The organism is Kribbella sp. NPDC056345 (genome assembly GCF_042262745.1).
Classification (GTDB): domain Bacteria; phylum Actinomycetota; class Actinomycetes; order Propionibacteriales; family Kribbellaceae; genus Kribbella.
This window is the reverse complement of record NZ_JBHJQQ010000002.1, coordinates 598,612-617,261: the sequence shown is the minus strand read 5'-3', so window position 1 is coordinate 617,261 and position 18,650 is coordinate 598,612. Positions and strand designations below refer to the sequence as shown.

The 18,650-nt window shown below is 67.7% G+C and carries 23 protein-coding genes; 12 read left to right on the top strand and 11 right to left on the bottom strand.

The features are described 5' to 3' along the window. Positions 1 to 76 precede the first annotated feature (76 nt). Complete coding sequence (locus tag ACFCV3_RS08640) at positions 77 to 1,888, top strand: glycoside hydrolase family 2 protein (protein WP_376027648.1); 1,812 nt, start codon at positions 77 to 79, stop codon at positions 1,886 to 1,888. On the opposite strand, the gene ACFCV3_RS08635 is transcribed toward ACFCV3_RS08640, so the two are convergent. Further along, positions 1,870 to 2,901 (bottom strand): YeiH family protein, encoded by a 1,032-nt coding sequence (locus ACFCV3_RS08635; protein WP_376028714.1) that lies wholly within the window; start codon positions 2,899 to 2,901, stop codon positions 1,870 to 1,872. The two genes, ACFCV3_RS08640 and ACFCV3_RS08635, sit on opposite strands and share 19 nt — an antisense overlap. A gap of 192 nt (positions 2,902 to 3,093) precedes the next feature. On the opposite strand from ACFCV3_RS08635, the gene ACFCV3_RS08630 reads away from it, so the two are divergent. After that, positions 3,094 to 3,864, top strand: a complete 771-nt coding sequence (locus tag ACFCV3_RS08630; protein ID WP_376027645.1) for a GntR family transcriptional regulator — start codon at positions 3,094 to 3,096, stop codon at positions 3,862 to 3,864. On the opposite strand, the gene ACFCV3_RS08625 is transcribed toward ACFCV3_RS08630, so the two are convergent. Further along, a complete protein-coding gene (locus ACFCV3_RS08625; protein WP_376027644.1) occupies positions 3,852 to 4,781 on the bottom strand; it encodes a LysR family transcriptional regulator in 930 nt (309 codons plus the stop codon). The genes ACFCV3_RS08630 and ACFCV3_RS08625 overlap by 13 nt on opposite strands. A gap of 109 nt (positions 4,782 to 4,890) precedes the next feature. Here ACFCV3_RS08625 and ACFCV3_RS08620 point away from each other — a divergent pair, with 109 nt between their 5' ends. From ACFCV3_RS08620 to ACFCV3_RS08600, 5 genes are all read left to right on the top strand, one after another. Continuing rightward, a complete protein-coding gene (locus ACFCV3_RS08620) occupies positions 4,891 to 5,601 on the top strand; it encodes an SDR family NAD(P)-dependent oxidoreductase (RefSeq protein WP_376027642.1) in 711 nt (236 codons plus the stop codon). Between the two features lies 1 nt (position 5,602). Then, positions 5,603 to 5,929: an SgcJ/EcaC family oxidoreductase gene (locus ACFCV3_RS08615; protein ID WP_376027640.1), complete on the top strand. Its 327-nt coding sequence runs from the start codon at positions 5,603 to 5,605 to the stop codon at positions 5,927 to 5,929. 11 nt (positions 5,930 to 5,940) lie between these two features. Next, the gene (locus ACFCV3_RS08610; protein ID WP_376027639.1) at positions 5,941 to 6,336 is read left to right on the top strand and encodes a VOC family protein; all 396 of its coding nucleotides are present in this window, start codon (positions 5,941 to 5,943) and stop codon (positions 6,334 to 6,336) included. 24 nt (positions 6,337 to 6,360) lie between these two features. Beyond that, complete coding sequence (locus ACFCV3_RS08605; RefSeq protein WP_376027636.1) at positions 6,361 to 7,146, top strand: arylamine N-acetyltransferase; 786 nt, start codon at positions 6,361 to 6,363, stop codon at positions 7,144 to 7,146. 62 nt (positions 7,147 to 7,208) lie between these two features. After that, complete coding sequence (locus ACFCV3_RS08600; RefSeq protein WP_376027634.1) at positions 7,209 to 7,448, top strand: hypothetical protein; 240 nt, start codon at positions 7,209 to 7,211, stop codon at positions 7,446 to 7,448. A gap of 388 nt (positions 7,449 to 7,836) precedes the next feature. Here the strand turns inward: ACFCV3_RS08600 and ACFCV3_RS08595 are convergent, their stop codons facing one another. From ACFCV3_RS08595 to ACFCV3_RS08580, 4 genes are all read right to left on the bottom strand, one after another. After that, positions 7,837 to 8,499, bottom strand: a complete 663-nt coding sequence (locus tag ACFCV3_RS08595) for a zf-HC2 domain-containing protein (RefSeq protein ID WP_376027631.1) — start codon at positions 8,497 to 8,499, stop codon at positions 7,837 to 7,839. Next, entirely contained in the window at positions 8,496 to 9,005 is a 510-nt protein-coding gene (locus ACFCV3_RS08590) for a sigma-70 family RNA polymerase sigma factor (protein ID WP_344159191.1), read from the bottom strand. Before ACFCV3_RS08590 ends, ACFCV3_RS08595 begins: the two co-directional genes overlap by 4 nt. 33 nt (positions 9,006 to 9,038) lie before the next feature. Further along, the gene (locus tag ACFCV3_RS08585; RefSeq protein ID WP_376027628.1) at positions 9,039 to 9,452 is read right to left on the bottom strand and encodes a DoxX family protein; all 414 of its coding nucleotides are present in this window, start codon (positions 9,450 to 9,452) and stop codon (positions 9,039 to 9,041) included. A 119-nt stretch (positions 9,453 to 9,571) separates the two neighbouring features. Then, on the bottom strand, positions 9,572 to 9,982 hold the full coding sequence (locus ACFCV3_RS08580; RefSeq protein ID WP_376027625.1) for a MarR family winged helix-turn-helix transcriptional regulator: 411 nt from the start codon (positions 9,980 to 9,982) through the stop codon (positions 9,572 to 9,574). Between the two features lie 51 nt (positions 9,983 to 10,033). Here ACFCV3_RS08580 and ACFCV3_RS08575 point away from each other — a divergent pair, with 51 nt between their 5' ends. Together ACFCV3_RS08575 and ACFCV3_RS08570 are read left to right on the top strand one after the other, a co-directional pair. After that, positions 10,034 to 10,630, top strand: coding sequence for a TIGR03086 family metal-binding protein (locus ACFCV3_RS08575; RefSeq protein WP_376027623.1), 597 nt, complete (start codon positions 10,034 to 10,036; stop codon positions 10,628 to 10,630). 53 nt (positions 10,631 to 10,683) lie between these two features. Then, positions 10,684 to 11,709: a methyltransferase gene (locus ACFCV3_RS08570; protein WP_376027621.1), complete on the top strand. Its 1,026-nt coding sequence runs from the start codon at positions 10,684 to 10,686 to the stop codon at positions 11,707 to 11,709. On the opposite strand, the gene ACFCV3_RS08565 is transcribed toward ACFCV3_RS08570, so the two are convergent. Continuing rightward, the gene (locus ACFCV3_RS08565) at positions 11,624 to 12,373 is read right to left on the bottom strand and encodes a type 1 glutamine amidotransferase domain-containing protein (RefSeq protein WP_376027618.1); all 750 of its coding nucleotides are present in this window, start codon (positions 12,371 to 12,373) and stop codon (positions 11,624 to 11,626) included. The two genes, ACFCV3_RS08570 and ACFCV3_RS08565, sit on opposite strands and share 86 nt — an antisense overlap. 73 nt (positions 12,374 to 12,446) lie before the next feature. On the opposite strand from ACFCV3_RS08565, the gene ACFCV3_RS08560 reads away from it, so the two are divergent. Next, positions 12,447 to 13,313, top strand: a complete 867-nt coding sequence (locus ACFCV3_RS08560) for a LysR family transcriptional regulator (protein WP_376027617.1) — start codon at positions 12,447 to 12,449, stop codon at positions 13,311 to 13,313. On the opposite strand, the gene ACFCV3_RS08555 is transcribed toward ACFCV3_RS08560, so the two are convergent. Together ACFCV3_RS08555 and ACFCV3_RS08550 are read right to left on the bottom strand one after the other, a co-directional pair. After that, positions 13,310 to 13,849 (bottom strand): hypothetical protein, encoded by a 540-nt coding sequence (locus tag ACFCV3_RS08555; protein ID WP_376027615.1) that lies wholly within the window; start codon positions 13,847 to 13,849, stop codon positions 13,310 to 13,312. The two genes, ACFCV3_RS08560 and ACFCV3_RS08555, sit on opposite strands and share 4 nt — an antisense overlap. Further along, positions 13,850 to 14,437: a hypothetical protein gene (locus ACFCV3_RS08550; protein WP_132415009.1), complete on the bottom strand. Its 588-nt coding sequence runs from the start codon at positions 14,435 to 14,437 to the stop codon at positions 13,850 to 13,852. A gap of 179 nt (positions 14,438 to 14,616) precedes the next feature. Here ACFCV3_RS08550 and ACFCV3_RS08545 point away from each other — a divergent pair, with 179 nt between their 5' ends. After that, complete coding sequence (locus ACFCV3_RS08545; RefSeq protein WP_376027613.1) at positions 14,617 to 15,021, top strand: PPOX class F420-dependent oxidoreductase; 405 nt, start codon at positions 14,617 to 14,619, stop codon at positions 15,019 to 15,021. Here ACFCV3_RS08545 and ACFCV3_RS08540 read toward each other — a convergent pair. Further along, positions 15,012 to 16,499 (bottom strand): sensor histidine kinase, encoded by a 1,488-nt coding sequence (locus ACFCV3_RS08540; RefSeq protein WP_376027611.1) that lies wholly within the window; start codon positions 16,497 to 16,499, stop codon positions 15,012 to 15,014. The two genes, ACFCV3_RS08545 and ACFCV3_RS08540, sit on opposite strands and share 10 nt — an antisense overlap. Continuing rightward, positions 16,492 to 17,169, bottom strand: coding sequence for a response regulator transcription factor (locus ACFCV3_RS08535; RefSeq protein ID WP_376027609.1), 678 nt, complete (start codon positions 17,167 to 17,169; stop codon positions 16,492 to 16,494). Before ACFCV3_RS08535 ends, ACFCV3_RS08540 begins: the two co-directional genes overlap by 8 nt. A 92-nt stretch (positions 17,170 to 17,261) precedes the next feature. Here ACFCV3_RS08535 and ACFCV3_RS08530 point away from each other — a divergent pair, with 92 nt between their 5' ends. After that, entirely contained in the window at positions 17,262 to 18,644 is a 1,383-nt protein-coding gene (locus ACFCV3_RS08530) for a DUF2079 domain-containing protein (RefSeq protein ID WP_376027606.1), read from the top strand. The last annotated feature ends 6 nt before the right edge of the window (positions 18,645 to 18,650 follow it).

The following is an 18,650-nucleotide window of genomic DNA, read 5'->3' as shown; positions in this document are numbered from 1 at the left end:
GTAGACCGTTGCCCGGTCGATTCCAACGTTGTACTGTCTTCTGGAACCCGCCTTCTCATGCTTTCGGGAGCCCTCTATGACACAGCCTCGTGCCGAGTACCCGCGTCCGCAGTTCGTGCGGGCGGAGTGGGTGAATCTGAACGGCGAGTGGCAGTTCGAGATCGATCGGTCGGACAGTGGGCTGGAGCGGGGGGTGCGGGAGCGGGAGCTGGAAGGCCGGATCACCGTGCCGTTCGCGCCGGAGTCGCAGTTGTCCGGGGTTGAGGATGTCGACTTCATGGAGGCGGTTTGGTACCGGACGACGGTGACCATCCCGCAGGAGTGGGCGGGTAAGGAGGCGGTGCTGCACTTCCAGGCCGTCGACCATGACGCGACCGTGTGGGTGAACGGGACCGAGGTCGTCCGGCATCGGGGTGGGTTCACGCCGTTCAGTGCGAACCTCAGCAAGGTCGCCAAGCCCGGCGAAGAGGCGACGATCGTTGTCCGCGCCCGGGACACCCACAAGGGCCCGCAGGCGCGCGGCAAGCAGAGCCAGTTGTACTTCAACCACGCCTGCCTCTACACGCGCACGACCGGCATCTGGCAGACCGTCTGGCTCGAGGCGGTGCCCACGGTGCACCTGAAGCGGCCGCGGATCACTCCGGATGTGGCCGGCTCCAGCTTCCACCTCGCCGTACCGGTGTCGGCCAACAAGCCGGGCCACAAGATTCGCGCCACCCTCAAGGACGCGGACGGTGTCGTGACGACGGCCGAGGTGCGCGCCGATCTCGACCTCGCACCTCGGTTGACCCTGCCTGTGCCAACGGACCGCGCAAGGCTGTGGGACACCACCGACCCCCACCTGTACGACGTCCTCCTCGAACTGATCGATGCCGATGGCAACGTGATCGACACGGCCGACAGCTACGCCGGACTGCGGTCGGTATCGGTCAACGGCCAGGCGATCCTGATCAACGGCAAGCATGTGTTCCAGCGGCTCGTGCTGGACCAGGGGTACTGGCCGGAGAGCCTGATGACGGCACCGACCGAGGAAGCCCTCGTCAAGGACATCGAGCTGAGTATCGCGGCCGGATTCAACGGCGCACGCCTGCACCAGAAGGTGTTCGAGGAGCGGTTCCTGTACCACGCGGACCGACTCGGCTACCTAGTCTGGGGCGAGTTCGGCGACTGGGGTTCGGGGGTCGGACACACCGGCGACGACAACCAGCAGCCGACAGCCTCGTACGTCGCGCAGTGGCTGGAGGCGGTCGAGCGCGACTACAGCCACCCCAGCATCATCGGTTGGTGCCCGCTGAACGAGACGCACCAGCTCCTGCACGACCGGATCACCCAGCTGGACGACGTCACCCGGGCGATGTTCCTGGCGACCAAGGCGGCCGACTCGACCCGCCCGGTCCTCGACTCCTCGGGATACTCGCACCGCGTCCCCGAGACCGACGTGTGGGACTCGCACAACTACGAGCAGGACCCAGCCGAGTTCGCCCAGCAGATGGCCGGTCTCAAGGAAAACCAGCCGTACGGGAACCTCGGCGGGCCTGAAGGCCGACCCATCTCCCAGCCCTACAACGGTCAGCCGTACTTCTGCAGTGAGTTCGGCGGCATCTGGTGGAACGCGGAGAAGGCGGCCGCGGGCAAGACCGGCAACTCGGAGGACTCGTGGGGCTACGGCCAGCGGGTCGCCGACGAGGAGGACTTCTACGTCCGCTTCACCGGTCTGGTCGACGCGCTGCTCGACGACCCGTTGATGTTCGGCTACTGCTACACGCAGCTCACCGATGTCTTCCAGGAAGAGAACGGGATCTACAACTTCGACCGCAGCAGCAAGCTCGACGTACCGCGGATCCAGGCGGCGCAGACCCGCCCGGCCGCCTACGAGAAGAAGGACTGAAGCACAAGCGAACCGACCGCGACCAGGATCCAGAGAATCGCTCCGAGCAGGAGCGGTCTGGGTCCTGCGTCGCGCAGCTCGCGCGGTCGCAGTGACAGGCCGATCGCGGTCAGTGCGGCGGTGATCAGGCAGGTCCCGATCAGGCTCAGCGCCGGCAGCGCTGCATCCGGCACGACACCCGCAGTCCGCAGCCCGGCCGCGGCGATGAAGCCGATCAGGAAGAGCGGAACCAGCTTCTTCCACGGCAGCGGACCGCGAGTCGATGCGGTAGCGCCGTCATACGAAGCGCCCTGTACGTCGGCCGCCCGGGCCGCGTCGAGCGCCCGGGCCGCGCGGTTCTCCCGGCGAACCTTCAAGGCGACCAGCGTCAGCACGATCGGGATCAACGTGAGTGAGCGCGTCAGCTTCACGACGATCGCCTGATCACCGGCGCTCTGGCTGTAGGCATACCCGGCCGCGACCACGGACGACGTGTCGTTGATCGCCGTCCCGGCCCACAACCCGAAGGCCTCCGGGCTCATCCCGAGCAGATGCCCGAGCGGCGGAAACGTCAGCACCGCAACGACATTGAAGGTGAAAATCGTCGCCATCGCATAAGCGACCGACGACCGCCGCGCCCCGATCGCCGCGGTCGCGGCCGCGATCGCCGATCCACCGCAGATCGCCGTACCGACACCGATCAGGATCTGCGTGTCGTCCCGAACATCGAGCAATCGCCCGAACAGCCAGGCACCACCCAGCGCGAGCGCGAGCGTGCCCAGCATCACGGGCAGCGAGGACAGGCCAACGTGAGCCACCTGCTGCAGGGACAACCCGGTCCCCAGCACGACGATGGACAGCTGCAGGAGGTTCTTCGACGCGAAGTCGATCCCCGGTCGCAGGCCGTCGGAGCGCAGCGCGGGGATGAACAAGCCCGCCAGCACGCCGAGCACGATGCCGAACACCGGGCCGCCGACGACGGGCACCAACCTGCCGAGGGGGACGGCGATCGCCACCAACCCCGCAACCACCACCAAGCCCCGCAACCGCCACAAGGCAGAGGCGAAGCGACCGAAGGCGGGGGGAGGCGATGCGGGTGCGGTAGAGCGGGCGTCAGGTGACCTAATCTCGACCTGCACCATCAGCCCCGGCCCCTCTCGCGAAAGATGTACGTACATTTAAGCTAAGAGATGACCGGACATTTGGCAAACCGGAGGACCCGAAGGATGACCGTGCTGGACCGCTCCGGCGGCGAGCCGTTGTGGAAGCAACTACAGGCTGACCTGATCAGGCGCCTGCAGTCCGGCGCGTTCGACGCCGCCTTCCCCGGTGAGCTGGCGCTGGTCGAGCAGTACGCGGTCAGCCGCCACACCGTCCGCCAGGCGCTCGGCCAGTTGCGGGCAGACGGCCTGATCGTGGCGGAACGCGGCCGTCAGCCCCGGGTCGCGACAGTCCCCGAGATCAGGCAGCCGATGGGAGCCCTCTACAGCCTGTTCTCCTCCGTTGAGGCCTCAGGCCTCGACCAGCACAGCGTGGTCCGCGCCCTCGACGTCCGCGCCGACGGCGTCATCGCCGCCCGCCTCGAGCTCGAGGCGTCCATCCCCCTGCTCTACCTGGAACGCCTCCGGTACGCCGGAGACGAGCCACTGGCGCTCGACCGAGTCTGGCTGCCCGCAGCGCTGGCGGAGCCGCTGTTGGACGCCGACTTCACTCACACCAGCCTGTACAACGAGCTCTCCGAGCGCACCGGCCTCCGCCTGGACCACGGTCGCGAGGACATCCGCGCAGTGATGCCGTCCGCAGCAGAGCGCGCACTGCTCCACTGCCCGGCCGAGGCCGCGGTCTTCTCGATCATCAGACAGGGCACCGCTCAGAACCGCCCAGTCGAGTGGCGTCACACCATCGTCCGCGGCGACCGCTTCGCCCTGTCAGCCGAGTTCTCCGAGAACACCGGCTACCGACTGACACCAGCCACCGCCCAGGCTCACGGCTGGTAGGTCAAAGCCCCCGGCCGGAACGGATCGTCGCCCGGCAGCCAGTACGGCGCGGGCCCGAGCTCGACCACGACGTCCCGCGTGAACGCCTCCACCGCCGCGAGTACGGCGGGATCCGTTTCGTCCGCGCGCGACACCAGCGCCCACGTCCACAGTGGAACCGGATCAACCACCGCCCGCCGGCTGAACCCACTGGGCAGCGGCGTCGCATCCCGCTTCGGCGAACTCAGCACCGGCCGCCCCAACCGCCGTACATGGTCGAAGAACGCTGACCCGGTGATCCCGTGGTCGTCGATCCGCTCAACCGATGCACCGACCGAGCGGGCGAACTCGATCGCGTAGATGTTCCACGAGGCCCAGGTCGCCGTATCGGCGTCGACGAGCACGACCGTGTCCCGAGCCGCCACCGGAGACTCGTCGCCGATCGAGACGGCGTACAGCCGATCGACACCAAGCAACTGACCGGTTAGTTGCTGCTCGGCGAGGTCCGTCGCCCGCACCCAGGTGATCGCCAGGTCCAGACTCCCGTCGGCGACCCGCGCCGCCTGCGTGTGCGACGGCATCACCCACGCGTCGACCCGCAGCCGCGCAACTCCGGAGACCCGCTCCTCGAGATCCGCCGGCCGCCAACTCACATACCCCACTCGCACCGGCTCACTCGCCGCGAACCCACGCGCCGTACGGCGGAGGTCGTCGGCCTGCTCGAGGAGCGCCCGCGTCCGCGGCAGCAAGGTCTCACCGTGCGCGGTCAGCGTGACCGTCCGCCGATCGCGCTCGAACAGCCGGACCCCGAGGTCCCGCTCGAGCGACTTGATCTGCTGCGACAGCGACGGCCCGGCGATGTGCAGCCGCGCCGCGGCCCGCCCGAAGTTCAGCTCCTCGGCGACCGCCACGAAGTACCGCAACTGCCGAAGCTCCACCCTCCGAAGAGTAGTAGGCGCAGCCTCCCAGCTGGGAGAAGACCGGTCGTGGAAAAGCCCACGTGGTTCGACAACGATCGAAGTACAACACCTCGAGAAAGCAGGAGAGATGAACACCCAGAAAGTCGCCGTGATCACCGGGGCCTCCCAGGGCATCGGGGCCGGCCTGGTCACGGCGTACCGCAAGCTCGGGTACGCCGTCGTCGCGAACTCGCGGTCGATCACCCGCTCGGACGACCCGCTCGTGCTGGCGGTCCCCGGCGACATCGGGCAGCGCGGCGTCGGCACCGACGTGATCGAGAAGGGCCTGGAGACGTTCGGTCGGATCGACACCCTGGTCAACAACGCAGGTGTCTTCATCGCCAAACCCTTCACCGAATACACCGACGACGAGTACGACCAGGTCGCCGGCCTCAACCTGCGCGGTTTCTTCGACACCACTCGCCGGGCCATCGCTGCGATGCTCGACCACGAGGACGGCGGGCACGTCGTCAACATCACCACCACCTTTGCCGAGCACGCACTGAGCTCGGTTCCGGCTGCGCTGGCCGCACTGACCAAGGGCGGCCTCAACTCGGTCACCCGCTCGCTCGCCATCGAGTACGCCGCGCGCAACGTCCGCTTCAACGCGGTCTCCCCCGGGGTGATCCGGACGCCGATGCACCCCGAGGAGACGCACGAGTTCCTCGCGGCCCTGCACCCGGTCGGCCGGCTCGGCGAGATCGAGGAGATCGTCGACGCGGTCACCTACCTGGAGAGCGCGAAGTTCGTCACCGGCGAGATCCTGCACGTCGACGGCGGCCAGCAGGCAGGTCACTGAGATGAACGAAACGCTTGACCGGTGGGCCGCCGGCATCGCCGCCCACGACCCGAAGGCAGTCGCCGCCCTCTTCACCGAGGATGCGATCTTCCAAGGCCTCCACCCGTACGGCGTCGGCCGGGACGCCGTCGCCGCGTACTACGACTCGCAACCACCAGGCCTGACCGCGAAGTACGACGTACTGGAGACCCGCCGACTGGCCGACGATTTGCTGCTCATGTATCTGAGCGTCGACTTCAGCTTCACCGATCGGCCGACGATCACCGTCAATCTCAGCGTGTTGCTGAACAAAGGACTGATCGCGCACTACCAGGTGTCCCGGCTGTAGATACTGACTGCATGGGAGTCAAAGAGCTGCGGTTGGTGGTCACGGCGGACGACTACGACGAGGCGGTGACGTTCTACCGCGATGTGCTCGGTCTGGCCGAGCGCGCGTCGTACTCGTCGGAGGACGGGCGGGTGACGATTCTCGAGGTCGAGCGCGCGACTCTCGAGATCGCCGATCCGGGTCAGGCCGACTTCATCGACGAGGTCGAGGTCGGCCGCCGGGTCGCCGGCAAGTACCGGGTCGCGTTCGAGGTGGACGACGCGACGGCGATGACGCGAACGCTTGCCGAGGCCGGCGCGACCGTGATCGCCGAGCCGACCCGGACCCCGTGGAACTCGTTGAACGCTCGCCTGGAGACCCCCGGCGGCATCCAGCTCACCTTGTTCACCGAGCTTGACTTCAAGTGACCTTTAAGTGCTGAGGTGATCCTCATGTGGAACATCGAGGCCCTCGATCTGCCCGCCTATCTCGAGCGGATCCGGCATCCGCACGTCGCCCCGTCCGCCGAGAGTCTGTCGAGCCTGCACCGCGCGCACGTGCTGGCGATCCCGTTCGAGAACATCGACGTGGTCCTCGGCACCCATCCCGGCATCGAGCTGGAAGCCATTCAGAACAAGCTGGTACGGCGGCAGCGCGGCGGCTACTGCTACGAGCACACAGTGCTGTTCGGCGCAGCGCTTGAGCGCCTCGGCTTCGAGGTCAGCCGACGAGTGGCCAGAGTCCAGCCACACAAGTCGGGACCACGAACCCATGCCCTGCTCAAGGTCGGGGTCGACGGCCAGGAGTTCCTTGCGGACGTGGGATTCGGCGCCGGCCAGCTGTATCCGACACCGCTCAAGGACGGCATCGTCATCGACCAGGCCGGTTGGGATCATCGACTGACTCGCGACGGCGACGTGTGGACGCTGGCGAAACAAACCACTGATGATTGGGTTCCACAGCACGCGTCGAACGACGAGCCGGTCCGGCCGATCGACTACGAGGTCTACCACCACTACGTTTCCACGCATCCCAACTCACCCTTCACCGGTCGCCCGGTGGTGATGCGGGTCGCGGACGGCGTCGTACGGCGGCTGGTCGGTTCCGAGCTCACCACCGAGTACGCCGATGGCCGGTCGACGACGCGCGCCGTACCGGCTGACGACCTGCCGGATGTCCTTGCTGGATTGGATGTTGTGCTCAGTGACGAAGAGGTCGACCGGCTGAAACTTGTCTGAGAAGGGTGTGAGAAGACACGCTTCGGGAGGCGGGACCGGCGAAAAGCGCTTATTCTACGGCCATGAGTGAGTTCGAACCCGGCGCCGACCTGGTATCCCGTCTCCCTCTGCCAGGTCATGTGGTCGTCCTTGCGGACGGCCAGTGGCGCCGCGGCTGGTTGATCGGCCGCGAGCATGAGGAGTCGGGATGGACCGGTCTGGTGCAGTACGAGGACGACGAGGGTCTGGAGCGGACGGAACGCCTGGCGGCGGACCGGATCGCGCTGACCGCGCCGCCCGCGCCGAACAAGCAGGCCTCGTAGAAAGTATTGCCTGGTTAGGCAGGCCGTAGAACATGAGAAGGCCCCCGGGATGCGAGTCAACCGGGGGCCTTCTGCTGTAACGCCGGGCCGGGGCGCCTCATCGACGGACGAGAACCCCGTCCCAGGCCCTTCGGGCGGTTGACCTGGGACGGGATCCTCAGTGGCGTTACACACCGTGTATCGCTGGTGACGGCCGAAGTGTTACAGGAATCAGGGAAATTTCTTCCGGGGCCCGATCGGATCAGGGCAGGGGGCGGCCCCGGTGCACTCATCCCTGAACACCGGGGCCTGGGTCGTCGGCCTCGCGCGCGACCGGCGGCTCGTGACCCTCAGGTGCCCCAGCGTTGCGGCGTTATGCACCGCCGCACTCAGAAAAACAACAGCGCGATCAAAAATGCACAGCGAGCAGGATGCGACCGCTCTCCGAACTGCGGATGTCCAGCGCGCTGATCTCGTTCCGCTTCAGCTTCGTGGTCGCGGCCGGCTTCACCGTCGTCCCGGGCGCGGCCGTCCAGGTCGCCAGCAACTGCGCCTTCCCCGACGCGTCGGTGAGGTACAGCTCATACCCGCGGGCGCGCTCACTCGGCGTCGCCAGCTCGTCGTACCGGCAGCTGATCTCGATGGTCGTCCCCCAGCGCTCCGGCACCAGCCGGGCGTCTGCGGACAGCTTGCTCTCCACGGTCTGCGCGAGTACGACGTAGTCGCCCTGCGGCTCGTCCTGAACCAGCGGAACTGCGAGCACCGCGCCGATCCCGATCGACACGGCCGAGACGGCGGCCACCAGCCCACCCACCCGGAACCGTCGGCGCCTGCGATCCTCGTCGACCTTGCGAGCCAGGCCCGGCAACAGGTTCGGCGTACTGATCGAGACCGACATCATCGCCTGGTCGCTCGGCAGCGCGGCCAAGGCAGCCGGTACGGCGGTCAGCGACGCCACCGCCGCCGAACACTCGGCGCAGGTCGTCAGATGCTCCTCGTACTCCCGGCGCTCGGACGCCGCCAGCGCACCCAGCAGGTACGCCGCGTCCCACTCCCGGTACTTGTCACTCACTGGCTTGTCACCCCCTTCTCCTGCAGCGCGAGCTTCATCGCCCGCAACCCGTAGTGCAGCCGCGACTTCACGGTGCCCGACGGGATGTCCAGCTCCTCGGCGATGTCGGTGACCGTCCGGCGCCCGTAGTAGGCCCGGACGATCACCTGCCGATGCTCCTCCGACAACTGGGCCAGCGACTCGGCCACGAGCCACGCGTCCAGTACGGCGTTCGCGTGGTCGGTGCTGGGTTTCTCCGGCAGGTCGCCGCTGGCCACCTCACGGTTGACCCGGGCACTGCGCCGGTCGTCGATGACGAGATTGCGCGCCACCGTGAACAGCCAGGCCCGGGCTCCCGCTTCGTCCTCGGTCAGGATCTGCGGCCTTCGCCATGCCCGGAGCAGGGTCTCCTGGACGACATCCTCGGCCAGTCGGTCGTCGCCGGTCAGCCGCACCACGAACCGCCACAGTGCGGGAGCGTGCACATCATGCAGCTCGCGCAGCATCGCGGCCCGGTCGTCGGCCATCGGGGCTCCTGCTCTGTCGGGCATGGGCTCACGTCACTTGGGCACGGATGCCGGCTGCCGCTGCGTGGCCGCCGTCCCCCGCTCCAGCGCCCAGGCGCCGTTGCCGAGAAATGCGATCAGCAGAAAGGCGAAGCAGAACAGCGCCGCTTTCTCGCCACCATTCTGCACGGGCAGCAAAGCATCCACCTGGTGAACGGTGAAATAGGCGTACGCCATCGACCCGGAGCAGAGCAGAGCGGCGTACCGGGTACCGAACCCGATCGCCACCAACGCTCCGCCGACCATCTGGATCAGCGCGGCCCACCACGACGGCCAGGCGAACGCCTCGGCCTGCTTGGACCCGAGAACACCGAACAACGACGCAGCACCATGACACGAGAACAGGAATCCGACCACGATCCGGAAAACAGCGACGACCTGTGACTGGTAGCGCTCCAGTACCTGCATGAGCCTCACTCCTCAAGGGGCGGTTTGGGGACTTGCCCATGCGAACGGATCCCTTGCCCCTTTGGTTCAACCGAAAGTGACCTTTAAGTCACACGCCGAATCGGTTGCACTGAACCGCTCTACTGCTGTAAAGCCCGCAACGACCGCAAAAAAGCGGTCCGATCGGCGGCCGGCAGCGCGCCGAGCAGCTCGTCCTCGTAGGCCCGGATGCTCTTGCGGACCGCACGCCGCACCCGGCGCCCCTTGGCCGTGATGGAGAGCAGCCGGACGCGGCGGTCATCGGGATCCGGCGTCCGCTCGATCAGCCCGGCCGACTGCAGTTCGTCGAGTGTCCCAATGATCCGCGACTTGTCCGCACCGATCGCCTCGGCCAGCGCCGCCTGGGTGCGGACCGGTGTCTCGTCGAGTGCGGTCAGCACCGAGTAGCCCCACATCGAGACGTCATGGGTGGCGAGGATCGGCGTCTCGGCGGCGATCAGCACCCGCACCAGCGGATACAGCAGCGCGGCCAGATCGGGGCGCTCTTCCATGCCCGGACGATAACACTGGCGCAATCATATGCAGGCGCTTATGATCTACACATGCCTACTATCGATTTCGTCCCACTCGACCGCCTGGCCGTCAACGCCAGCATCGAGGTGGCCGCCGGCGTCACCGACGCCGACCTCGCCCGACCGACACCCTGCCGAGCCTGGACCGTCTACGGCCTGCTCGCCCACATGGCCACGCAGCACTACGGCTTCGCGGCCGCCTCCCGCGGCGATGCCAACCCCGAGATCTGGAAGCTGCGCGAGCTCGGCGACGATCCCGTGCAGACCTACATCGAGTCCGCCGAGCACGTCCTGGAGGCGTTCGCCGAGGAGGGGGTGACGGAGCGGATCTTCCCGCTGCCGGAGTTCGGTCCGGATGTGAAGGCGCCCGGTCACCAGGCAGTCAGCTTCCACTTCGTCGACTACGTCGTCCACAGCTGGGATCTGGCCAAGGCGCTCGGGACCACCGTCGACTTCACCCAGGATGTCCTCGACGCGGCCTGGACGGTGGCACAGATCGTCCCGCTGGGCGAGGCCAGGCTTGCCCCCGGCGCCGCCTTCGGCCCGAACGTCGCCTGGTCCGGAGCCGGTCAGCTCGACCGCACCGTCGCACTACTCGGGCGCAACCCGTTATGGCCGGCGTCCTAGCCTCACTTCCCGATCGAAGTTAGGGTTACCTAACTTCGACTCAGGGGAGGACCATGAGCACCGCTGCGCCAGGATCCCAACTACGACAGCTGATTTTCGGCTTCATGCCCGCGTATGTCGTGCGGGCGACGGCCCAGCTCGGGGTTGTCGACGCGTTCGGCGGCGTACCGCGGCCGACCGAGGAGGTCGCGGCCGAGCTCGGGCTCCCGGTCGACAGCACCCGTCGACTGCTCCGCGCCCTGACCGCGCTCGGGCTGTTCGCCGAACACGAGGACGACCATTTCGAAGTCCTGCCGGAGGCCGACCTGCTGGGCCGTGATCATCCGGCCTCGGTCCAGGCGATCGTCGCGATGTTCACCGACCCGCTGATGACCCGCGGCTGGGAGGAGCTGGCGACCGCCGTACGGAACGGGCGGACGACGTTCGACGACATCTTCGGGCAGCCGTTCTTCGATCAGCTGGCCGAGGAGCCGGTGAAATCCGCGCTGTTCAACGCGTCGATGAGTGCGGCGACCCGGGGCGTCGCGGCAGCCGCGCCATCGGCGTACGACTTCGGCCGGTTCACCTCGGTGCTCGACATCGGCGGCGGCGACGGCACCCTGCTGACCGCGATCCTGCAGGCACACCCGGACCTGCGCGGAGCCGTCCTCGACTCGGCCGAGGGCGCCGCCCAGGCACCGGCCCGGTACGCCGACGCGGGACTGACCGACCGCGCCTCGGTCGTCGTCGGCGACTTCTTCAGCGCGATCCCGGACGGGTACGACCTGCACCTGGTGAAGAGCATCATCCACGACTGGTCCGACGACCGCTGCGAGGAGATTCTGCGGCACAGCCGCGCCAGCATCCCCGCAGACGGCCGTCTGCTGATCGTCGAACCGATCCTCCCCGACCGTGCCCAACCGGGACTCACTCCCGGCCTCTACCTCAGTGACCTCAACATGCTCGTCAATGTCGGCGGCCGCGAACGCACCCGCGCCGACTTCGAGTCCCTGCTCAAGCGCGCGGGTTACGAGCTGACCGCCGTACACGCTCTCCCGCCCGAAACCGGCTTCTGGCTGATCGAGGGCACCCCCGCCTGACGCGCCAGCCGGCCAGGGCCTCGACGGTCTTCTCTGCGGTCAGCTGAGCGGACTGCGGGTTCTGGCCGGTGACCAGGCGACCGTCGGCGACGGTCTGTACGGCGAAGTTGTCGGCCGGGTGGTGGATCGCACCGCGCTTGGTGAGCTCGTCCGCGAGGAGGAAGGGGACGACGTCGGTCAGACCCACGGCCGCCTCCTCGGCGTTGGTGAAGCCGGCCACGTTCTTGCCGTCGACGAGATACTTGCCGTCGGCAAGCTTGAGGTTCACCAGCGCCGACGGTCCATGGCAGACCGCCGCAACCACACCGCCACGGTCGTAGATCTGGGCGGCCAGCTTCAGCAGGTCGTCGGCCCCGGGGAAGTCCCACATCGTCCCGTGCCCACCCGCGAAGAAGATCGCGTCGTACGCCGTGGCATCCAGCTCGGCGGCCACCGGAGTGTGATCGAGATCGACGGCAGCGAGGAACTTCTGCTGCACCGGGTCGTTCTCGTCGAGACCGTCGATCGGCGGCCGGCCCCCGGCAACGGAGACCAGGCCGACCTCGTACCCGGCTTCGGTGAAGACGGCCCACGGCTCGGCCGCCTCGGAGACATAGAAGCCGGTCTTCCGCCCGGTGTCACCGAGCTCGGAGTGGCTGGTCAAAGCAATCAGTACGCGTGTCATGCCCCCATCATGCGTGCGTGACACCATAGAAAACCAATAGGGCACCCCTGGGTCGAGGCATAAGATTCCTGATATGTCCCTCGACCTGCTCCGGACCTTCCTCGCCGTCCACCGGGCCGGATCGATCACGGGCGGAGCCCAGGTCCTCGGCCTGTCCCAGCCGACCGTCACCGCGCAGCTGAAGACACTCGAGCGCAACCTCGGCCGACCGCTCTTCGACCGCCTCCCCCGCGGCGTCCGCCCGACCAGCGCGGGCAACGAGCTGGCCCGTCGCATCGCAGACCCGGTCGACACCCTTCAGGCCCTGCTGAGCACCGAACTCGACGACCCAACCCCGGCCACCCTGCACCTCGGCGGCCCGTCAGACTTCCTGTGCCACCAGGTCCTCCCGGCACTGGCCACGCGCATCGCCACCGGCCTCCAGGTCCGGACAACCTTCGGCCTCCCCGACGACCTCCTCGACCGCTTGCAGGACCGCAGCCTCGACCTCGTCATCAGTTCGACCCGCCCCCGCCGCGCCGGCCTGCGCGCAACCCCCTGCTACGACGAGACCTTCACCCTCGTCGCCGCTCCCCACTGGGCCCCCGCCGCTCCAGTCACCACCCCGGACCAACTCCGCGCGATCCCGCTGATCGCGTACGCCGAAGAGGCCCCGATCCTCCGCCGCTACTGGCGAACCGTCTTCAACACCCGCCTCTCCCGAACCCCCGACCTGGTCGTCCCCGACCTCCGCGGCGCCCTCGCCACCACCCTCGCCGGAGCAGGCCTGACAGTCCTCCCCACCTACCTCTGCCACCCCCACCTGACCAACGGCACGCTCATCCCGCTGGCCACCCCAGAGGTCCCACCGCTCAACACCCTCTACCTCACAACGCGCACCGACGGCGGTCCCACGACAACCGCCGTACAAGAGCACTTGCTCGCCGTACTGCAGAGCTAGGGGACGGTTTCGTGGATTACCGGGCTGGGGGCGCCGCGACGGAAGGGGCGGGGGATGTAGGTAGCCGGCTTGTCCGACGGGAGGAGGGGGAGGTTGAAGGACGTGCTGTTGGCGTCCAGGTAGGCGGCGACCTCGGCGGGTTGGGCGGTACGGCGTCGTTCGAGGAGGTAGCCGTCTTCGTCCGTACCCGTGTCGGTCCAGCTGAGCTGGAGCTCCTTGGGCTGGGGGCGCGCGGTGGCGGGCCGGCCCTCCGGCGCGGTGAGGGGCGTGACGCGGTAGTAGAAGGTTGTCGCCGGCATCAGATCGGGATGATGGAACTCATGCCGATCCGGTGGCAGGAAGCTGAGGATCGTGTATTCGCCGTTCTCCTCGGTTGCGTACTCGACCATCAGGTACGCCGCGTCGATGGGCGCGCCCGACCAGCGAAGCGTCACGTCATCCGTGACGAGGTCCGCGGTCAGCTGGAACCCCTGAGGCTGGTCGGCGGGGGCGCAGCCGACCAGCATCAGGAGAGCGCATAAGGCGGGGAGCTTCATTCACTTACGCCAGAACTGCACGCCGCTCCACTGGACCTGGATCGGGCCGCGCCCGCTGTCCGTCCGGTACGAACCGAACTTGTCGTAGAAGCTGCCACCCGGGCTGGACATGCTGTGCTTCAGCGAGCCGTTGATGTACGTCCGGTGCGCACTGCCGACCTGGTGCACGGTGTTGACCCGGACCGTGGTCCCGACGGTCGCACCACCGGCGAGGGTGTCGCCGCCGACCCGGTACAGGCGACCGCCGTTCTCGACCGCCAGCATGAAGAACGGCCCGGAGCCGCTCTCGTTGAAGGTCTGTTTGAGACTGATCCGGCTACCGGTCATCGACGTGATCCGGAACGACCCTTCGAACTGCCGGGTCCCACTCGAGTACGTCGCATACCGCCGTTCGGCACGCTGATCACCACTGGCGGTGGAACAGGTGAGCCGGAAGTTCAGCCCGTCGATCACGCCGCAACCGCGCTCCTGTTCGGAGAACGACGGCGAATAGGAGGTCCAGCCACCAGGCTCGACCTGGGCGTGTGCAGCGGCCGGAGCGAGCAGGCCGAACACCGCGGCGGTGCAGAGAGTGCGCAGGATTTTCATCGCATTACCTCATCGGAAAGTCGGGGCGGTAACTGTCCGCGTACGCGAGCTCACCGTAGGGCAAACGCTTACCCAACAGCTAGTGGCTGGCATGGGATTTTTCGGAACCAAGTTCCATACCAGCTGCCCGCTGGCCTTACCTTCGCGGCGCCGACCCGGGCCACGCCTAACCTCGCACCATGCCTGCCGAACTCTCCGAAGCCGCCCGCGCCCTGCTCGACGACACGAACGTCGGCGTCCTCACCACCCTCAGCTCGACCGGCGCCCCGCGGAACACCGTCGTCTGGATCGGCCGCGACGGCAACGACGTACTGATCTCGTCCGACGCCGCCTACTACAAGACCCGCAACCTCGTCGCCGACCCCCGCACCAGCCTCCTGGTCATCGACCGCACCAACCCGATGCGGTACGTCGAGATCGTTGCCAAGGCAGTCGTCACCCCCGACGAGAACCGCGCCCTCGCCCAGTCCCTGGCCATCAAGTACGCCGGCAGCGACGCAGCCGACGAGTACGCCGCCCTCCCGCCCGAGGTCCAGCGCGTAGTCATCCGCCTCAGCCCCGACCGGCTCAACGATCACACCTGAGGCAGCACGAGGGTGAGGCGCGCGCCGCCGCCGGGGGCTCCGGATGCGGTCAGTTTGCCGTGGTGGCGGAGCGCGATCTCCCGCGCGATCGCCAACCCGAGGCCCGCGCCACCGGCGTCGCGGCTCCGCGCTTCATCCAGCCGGGCGAACCGCTCGAACACCCGCTCCCGTTCCGGCTCCGGAATCCCGGCGCCGTCGTCATCGATCCGCAGTACGACGTCGCCGCTGCGCTGTTCGATGCCGACGGCAACTGTCGTCCGGGTGTGCCGGATCGCGTTGTCGACCAGGTTGCGGACCAGCCGCTGCAGTTGCGCCGCATCACCAGCGACCAGCACGGACTCCGGCGCATCGAACGTGAGCTCGGGCCCCTCATCCACCCGCCCGGCCAACTGCCGCCGTACCAACTCGGCCAGGTCGACGGGCTGATGCGCGGTACTCGGCTCGGCATCAAGCCTTGCCACCAGCAACAAATCGTCGGCCAACTGTTGCAAGCGCTTCGTCTCCTCGATCGCGGTACCACTCACCCGCGCCCAGTCCGCCCGCTCCGGATGCTCGTTGGCCACCTCGAGAATCGCCCGCAGACTGGCAATCGGACTCCGCAACTCATGCGCCGCATCAGCCACGAACCCCCGCTGCTGCGCGGCCGCCAGCTGCAACCGCCCCAACGTCTCGTTCAACGTCGTTGCCAGCCGCGCCACCACATCCCCGGTCCTCGGCACCGGCACCCGCTCATGCAGATTTCGCTGACTGATCGCCGCCGCCTGCGCCCGCATCCGCTCGACCGGCCGCAGCGCCGTCCGCGTCGCGACGTACGCACCCAGCATGATCAGCAGGACAGCCAACGGCAGCGCCGGTTTGAGCACCCGGCCCACATCCGCCACCGCATCCTCAGCCTCGAACGGCAGAACGAACACGGTCACAGCCAGGGCGCCCTGCTGCCGGCCAGGGCTGTCGTACTGCCAATTCGACGGGTAGTCCGCCGGCCGGACTGTGCGATAGGCCGCAAGCCGCCGTCCGGAGAGTCTGTTGAGGGTGGCGCAGACCGAGTACGGCGGGAGGATCTTCGGATCGCAGGCCTCCTCCTTCAGCCCTGGGTCGGGCACTCCGACAGCGATGTACTGATCGCCGTTCCACTCCGACTTCTCTTTCGGGTCCGGCCTGGGCTGCACCGGTCGCCCCTTGGCCTGCAAGGCCTCCAGCGCCGTGGAAGCCTCGGCGATCCGGCCCGCGCTGTCGACGATCTCGTACAACTCGTCCGTCCGGGGAAAGCTGAGATGTGGCCGGTCTCCGGGGTCACCCTCGAGTATCCGCAGGTTGTTGACGATCAGGTCCCGCGCCGTATGCGCGCGCTCGCGCTCGACGTCGTACCGAGAGGTATAGACCTCGTGGCGGATCCAGTAGGCGAACCCGCCCGCCAGCAGCGCGCTGAGCAGCCCGGCGACCACGGTCACCCGGGCGGCGGTTGAGAACCTAGGCACGGGCGCTGCCGGTCAGGCGGTAGCCCATGCCGCGGACGGTCTCCAGGGTCTTCCGGCCGAAGGGGTGGTCGATCTTGCGGCGGAGTGCACTCACGTGGACCTCGACCACGTTGACGTCACCTTCGTAGTGCGCATCCCACACCTGGTCGAGGATCTCGCGTTTCGTCACGACCACGTCGGGCCGCCGTACCAGGCACTCGAGGATCGCGAACTCGCGCGCGGTCAGCTCGATCGCTGCCGCGCCCCGCCGGCAGGTCCGTGCCGCCGGGTCGATCACCAGGTCGCCGACCTCCAGCGCCGCCCGGACCGAACCGCTGCGCCGCAACAGCGCGCGGATCCGCGCCACCAGAACGACGTACGAGAAGGGCTTTGTCAGGTAGTCGTCGGCGCCGGTGTCCAAACCTTCGGCCTGGTCGTACTCGCCGTCCTTGGCCGTCAGCATCATGATCGGAGTGGTGACACCGGTACGGCGGAGGCTCTCGCAGACCCGGTATCCGTTCAGTCCGGGCAGCATCACGTCGAGGACGATCGCGGCGTACTCGTTCTCCTCCGCGGCCCACAACGCCTCCGGACCGGTGTGAACGACGTCCACCGTGAATCCGTGGGACTCCAGGCCCCACTTCACCGCTGCCGCGAGTCGCTGCTCGTCCTCCACCACCAGTAGCCGCACGGATCCAGGTTCGCACGCCCTGCGGATCATCCTGAAGAACGCTTCAGCTTGCTTCAGGTTCTCTTGGGCAGGCCGTTTCCATACTTCCCGCCATGATCACGCTGTGGACAGACCGGTTCACCCGCGCCGCCGTACCGATCGCGGAACACCGCGCCCGGGCCTGGCCGTCCGCCGTACTGGCGGGGGTGTTCGCCGTCGTCACCACCTGGTTCGTGCTGATGCAGCATTGGTCCTTCCGCACCGGTGCCTTCGATCTCGGCATCTTCGACCAGGCGGTGCACAGCTACGCCCAGGGTCACCTTCCGGTGTCGACGATCCGCGACCCGAACCTGATTCTGCTCGGCGACCACTTCCACCCGATCCTGATCCTGCTGGCGCCGTTCCACCGCGTCTTCCCGATGGCCGAGACCCTGCTGGTCGCGCAGGCCTTGTTCTTCGCGGTCTCGGTCTTCCCGATCGCACGCCTGGCCTGTACGACGTTCGGCAGCCGGATCGGCCTCGTGATCGGGACCTGTTACGGCCTGTCCTGGGGACTGCTGAACGCGATCACCTTCGACTTCCACGAGATCGCGTTCGCCGTTCCCCTGCTGGCGTTCGGCCTGGCCGAGTACCTGCACGGACATCCCGGCCGCGCGGTCGCGATCGCAGCTCCCCTGGTTCTCGTCAAGGAGGATCTAGGAATGACGCTCGCCGTACTGGGTGTGCTGATCGCGCTCCGCCCCGGGACCCGCCGGCTGGGCATCCTCACCGCGGTCGGCGGGGCGTCCGCGTCACTACTCAGTGTCTTCGTGATCATCCCGGCATTCAGTGCCTACGGCAACTATCGCTATCTCGGCAAGGGCGGTCTCAAGGCTCCGGAAGCAGCCCTGTCCGGCGATCTGTTCACCTCGGACAAGCTCTGGCTGGTCGCGCTGATCCTGCTGCCAACGCTTTTCCTGGCCCTCAGATCACCGCTGGTTCTCCTGCTGCTGCCGACCCTCGGCTGGCGGCTGGGCAGCACGTACATCCTGTACTGGATCCCCACCTTCCACTACGACGCCGTACTGATGCCGATCGTCTTCTGCGCGTTGATCCACGGTCTCGCACTCCTCCGCCCGCACCTGGTCGGCCGCCGGCGACGGCTGTTCTTGCCGCTCATCGCCACCGGACTCTCGATCACCTGCCTCAGCTTCTTCCTCCAGTCCGCGGCCTCGGAAGGACCGGGGCGTCCCGCGGAGTTCGCTGCCGCCGCCAACCGGCTGATCGACCGCATCCCGGCCAACAGCACGGTCAGCACCACCAGCACGATCGCTCCGCACCTGACCTCCAAGGCCGACGTCTACCTGCTCAAGTCCAACCGCCCGACCGAATGGACACTCGCGCCGTACGACGATCCGCAGCTCACCTACCGCCACGCCGACCTCGTCATCCGGGACCACGATCTGCTGCTCATGCACCATCCCGCGCCGACCCTGCCCCCGCTGCGCGAGCGCTGACCGTTG

Coding starts and splice junctions, on each gene's coding strand:
- ACFCV3_RS08550 (WP_132415009.1), bottom strand. CDS start 14,437: ATGAAAATCCTGCGCACTCTCTGCACCGCCGCGGTGTTCGGCCTGCTC.
- ACFCV3_RS08555 (WP_376027615.1), bottom strand. CDS start 13,849: ATGAAGCTCCCCGCCTTATGCGCTCTCCTGATGCTGGTCGGCTGCGCC.
- ACFCV3_RS08600 (WP_376027634.1), top strand. CDS start 7,209: ATGAGTGAGTTCGAACCCGGCGCCGACCTGGTATCCCGTCTCCCTCTG.
- ACFCV3_RS08630 (WP_376027645.1), top strand. CDS start 3,094: ATGACCGTGCTGGACCGCTCCGGCGGCGAGCCGTTGTGGAAGCAACTA.
- ACFCV3_RS08560 (WP_376027617.1), top strand. CDS start 12,447: ATGTCCCTCGACCTGCTCCGGACCTTCCTCGCCGTCCACCGGGCCGGA.
- ACFCV3_RS08610 (WP_376027639.1), top strand. CDS start 5,941: ATGGGAGTCAAAGAGCTGCGGTTGGTGGTCACGGCGGACGACTACGAC.
- ACFCV3_RS08590 (WP_344159191.1), bottom strand. CDS start 9,005: ATGGCCGACGACCGGGCCGCGATGCTGCGCGAGCTGCATGATGTGCAC.
- ACFCV3_RS08585 (WP_376027628.1), bottom strand. CDS start 9,452: ATGCAGGTACTGGAGCGCTACCAGTCACAGGTCGTCGCTGTTTTCCGG.
- ACFCV3_RS08615 (WP_376027640.1), top strand. CDS start 5,603: ATGAACGAAACGCTTGACCGGTGGGCCGCCGGCATCGCCGCCCACGAC.
- ACFCV3_RS08570 (WP_376027621.1), top strand. CDS start 10,684: ATGAGCACCGCTGCGCCAGGATCCCAACTACGACAGCTGATTTTCGGC.
- ACFCV3_RS08605 (WP_376027636.1), top strand. CDS start 6,361: ATGTGGAACATCGAGGCCCTCGATCTGCCCGCCTATCTCGAGCGGATC.
- ACFCV3_RS08530 (WP_376027606.1), top strand. CDS start 17,262: ATGATCACGCTGTGGACAGACCGGTTCACCCGCGCCGCCGTACCGATC.
- ACFCV3_RS08640 (WP_376027648.1), top strand. CDS start 77: ATGACACAGCCTCGTGCCGAGTACCCGCGTCCGCAGTTCGTGCGGGCG.
- ACFCV3_RS08565 (WP_376027618.1), bottom strand. CDS start 12,373: ATGACACGCGTACTGATTGCTTTGACCAGCCACTCCGAGCTCGGTGAC.
- ACFCV3_RS08580 (WP_376027625.1), bottom strand. CDS start 9,982: ATGGAAGAGCGCCCCGATCTGGCCGCGCTGCTGTATCCGCTGGTGCGG.
- ACFCV3_RS08575 (WP_376027623.1), top strand. CDS start 10,034: ATGCCTACTATCGATTTCGTCCCACTCGACCGCCTGGCCGTCAACGCC.
- ACFCV3_RS08620 (WP_376027642.1), top strand. CDS start 4,891: ATGAACACCCAGAAAGTCGCCGTGATCACCGGGGCCTCCCAGGGCATC.
- ACFCV3_RS08545 (WP_376027613.1), top strand. CDS start 14,617: ATGCCTGCCGAACTCTCCGAAGCCGCCCGCGCCCTGCTCGACGACACG.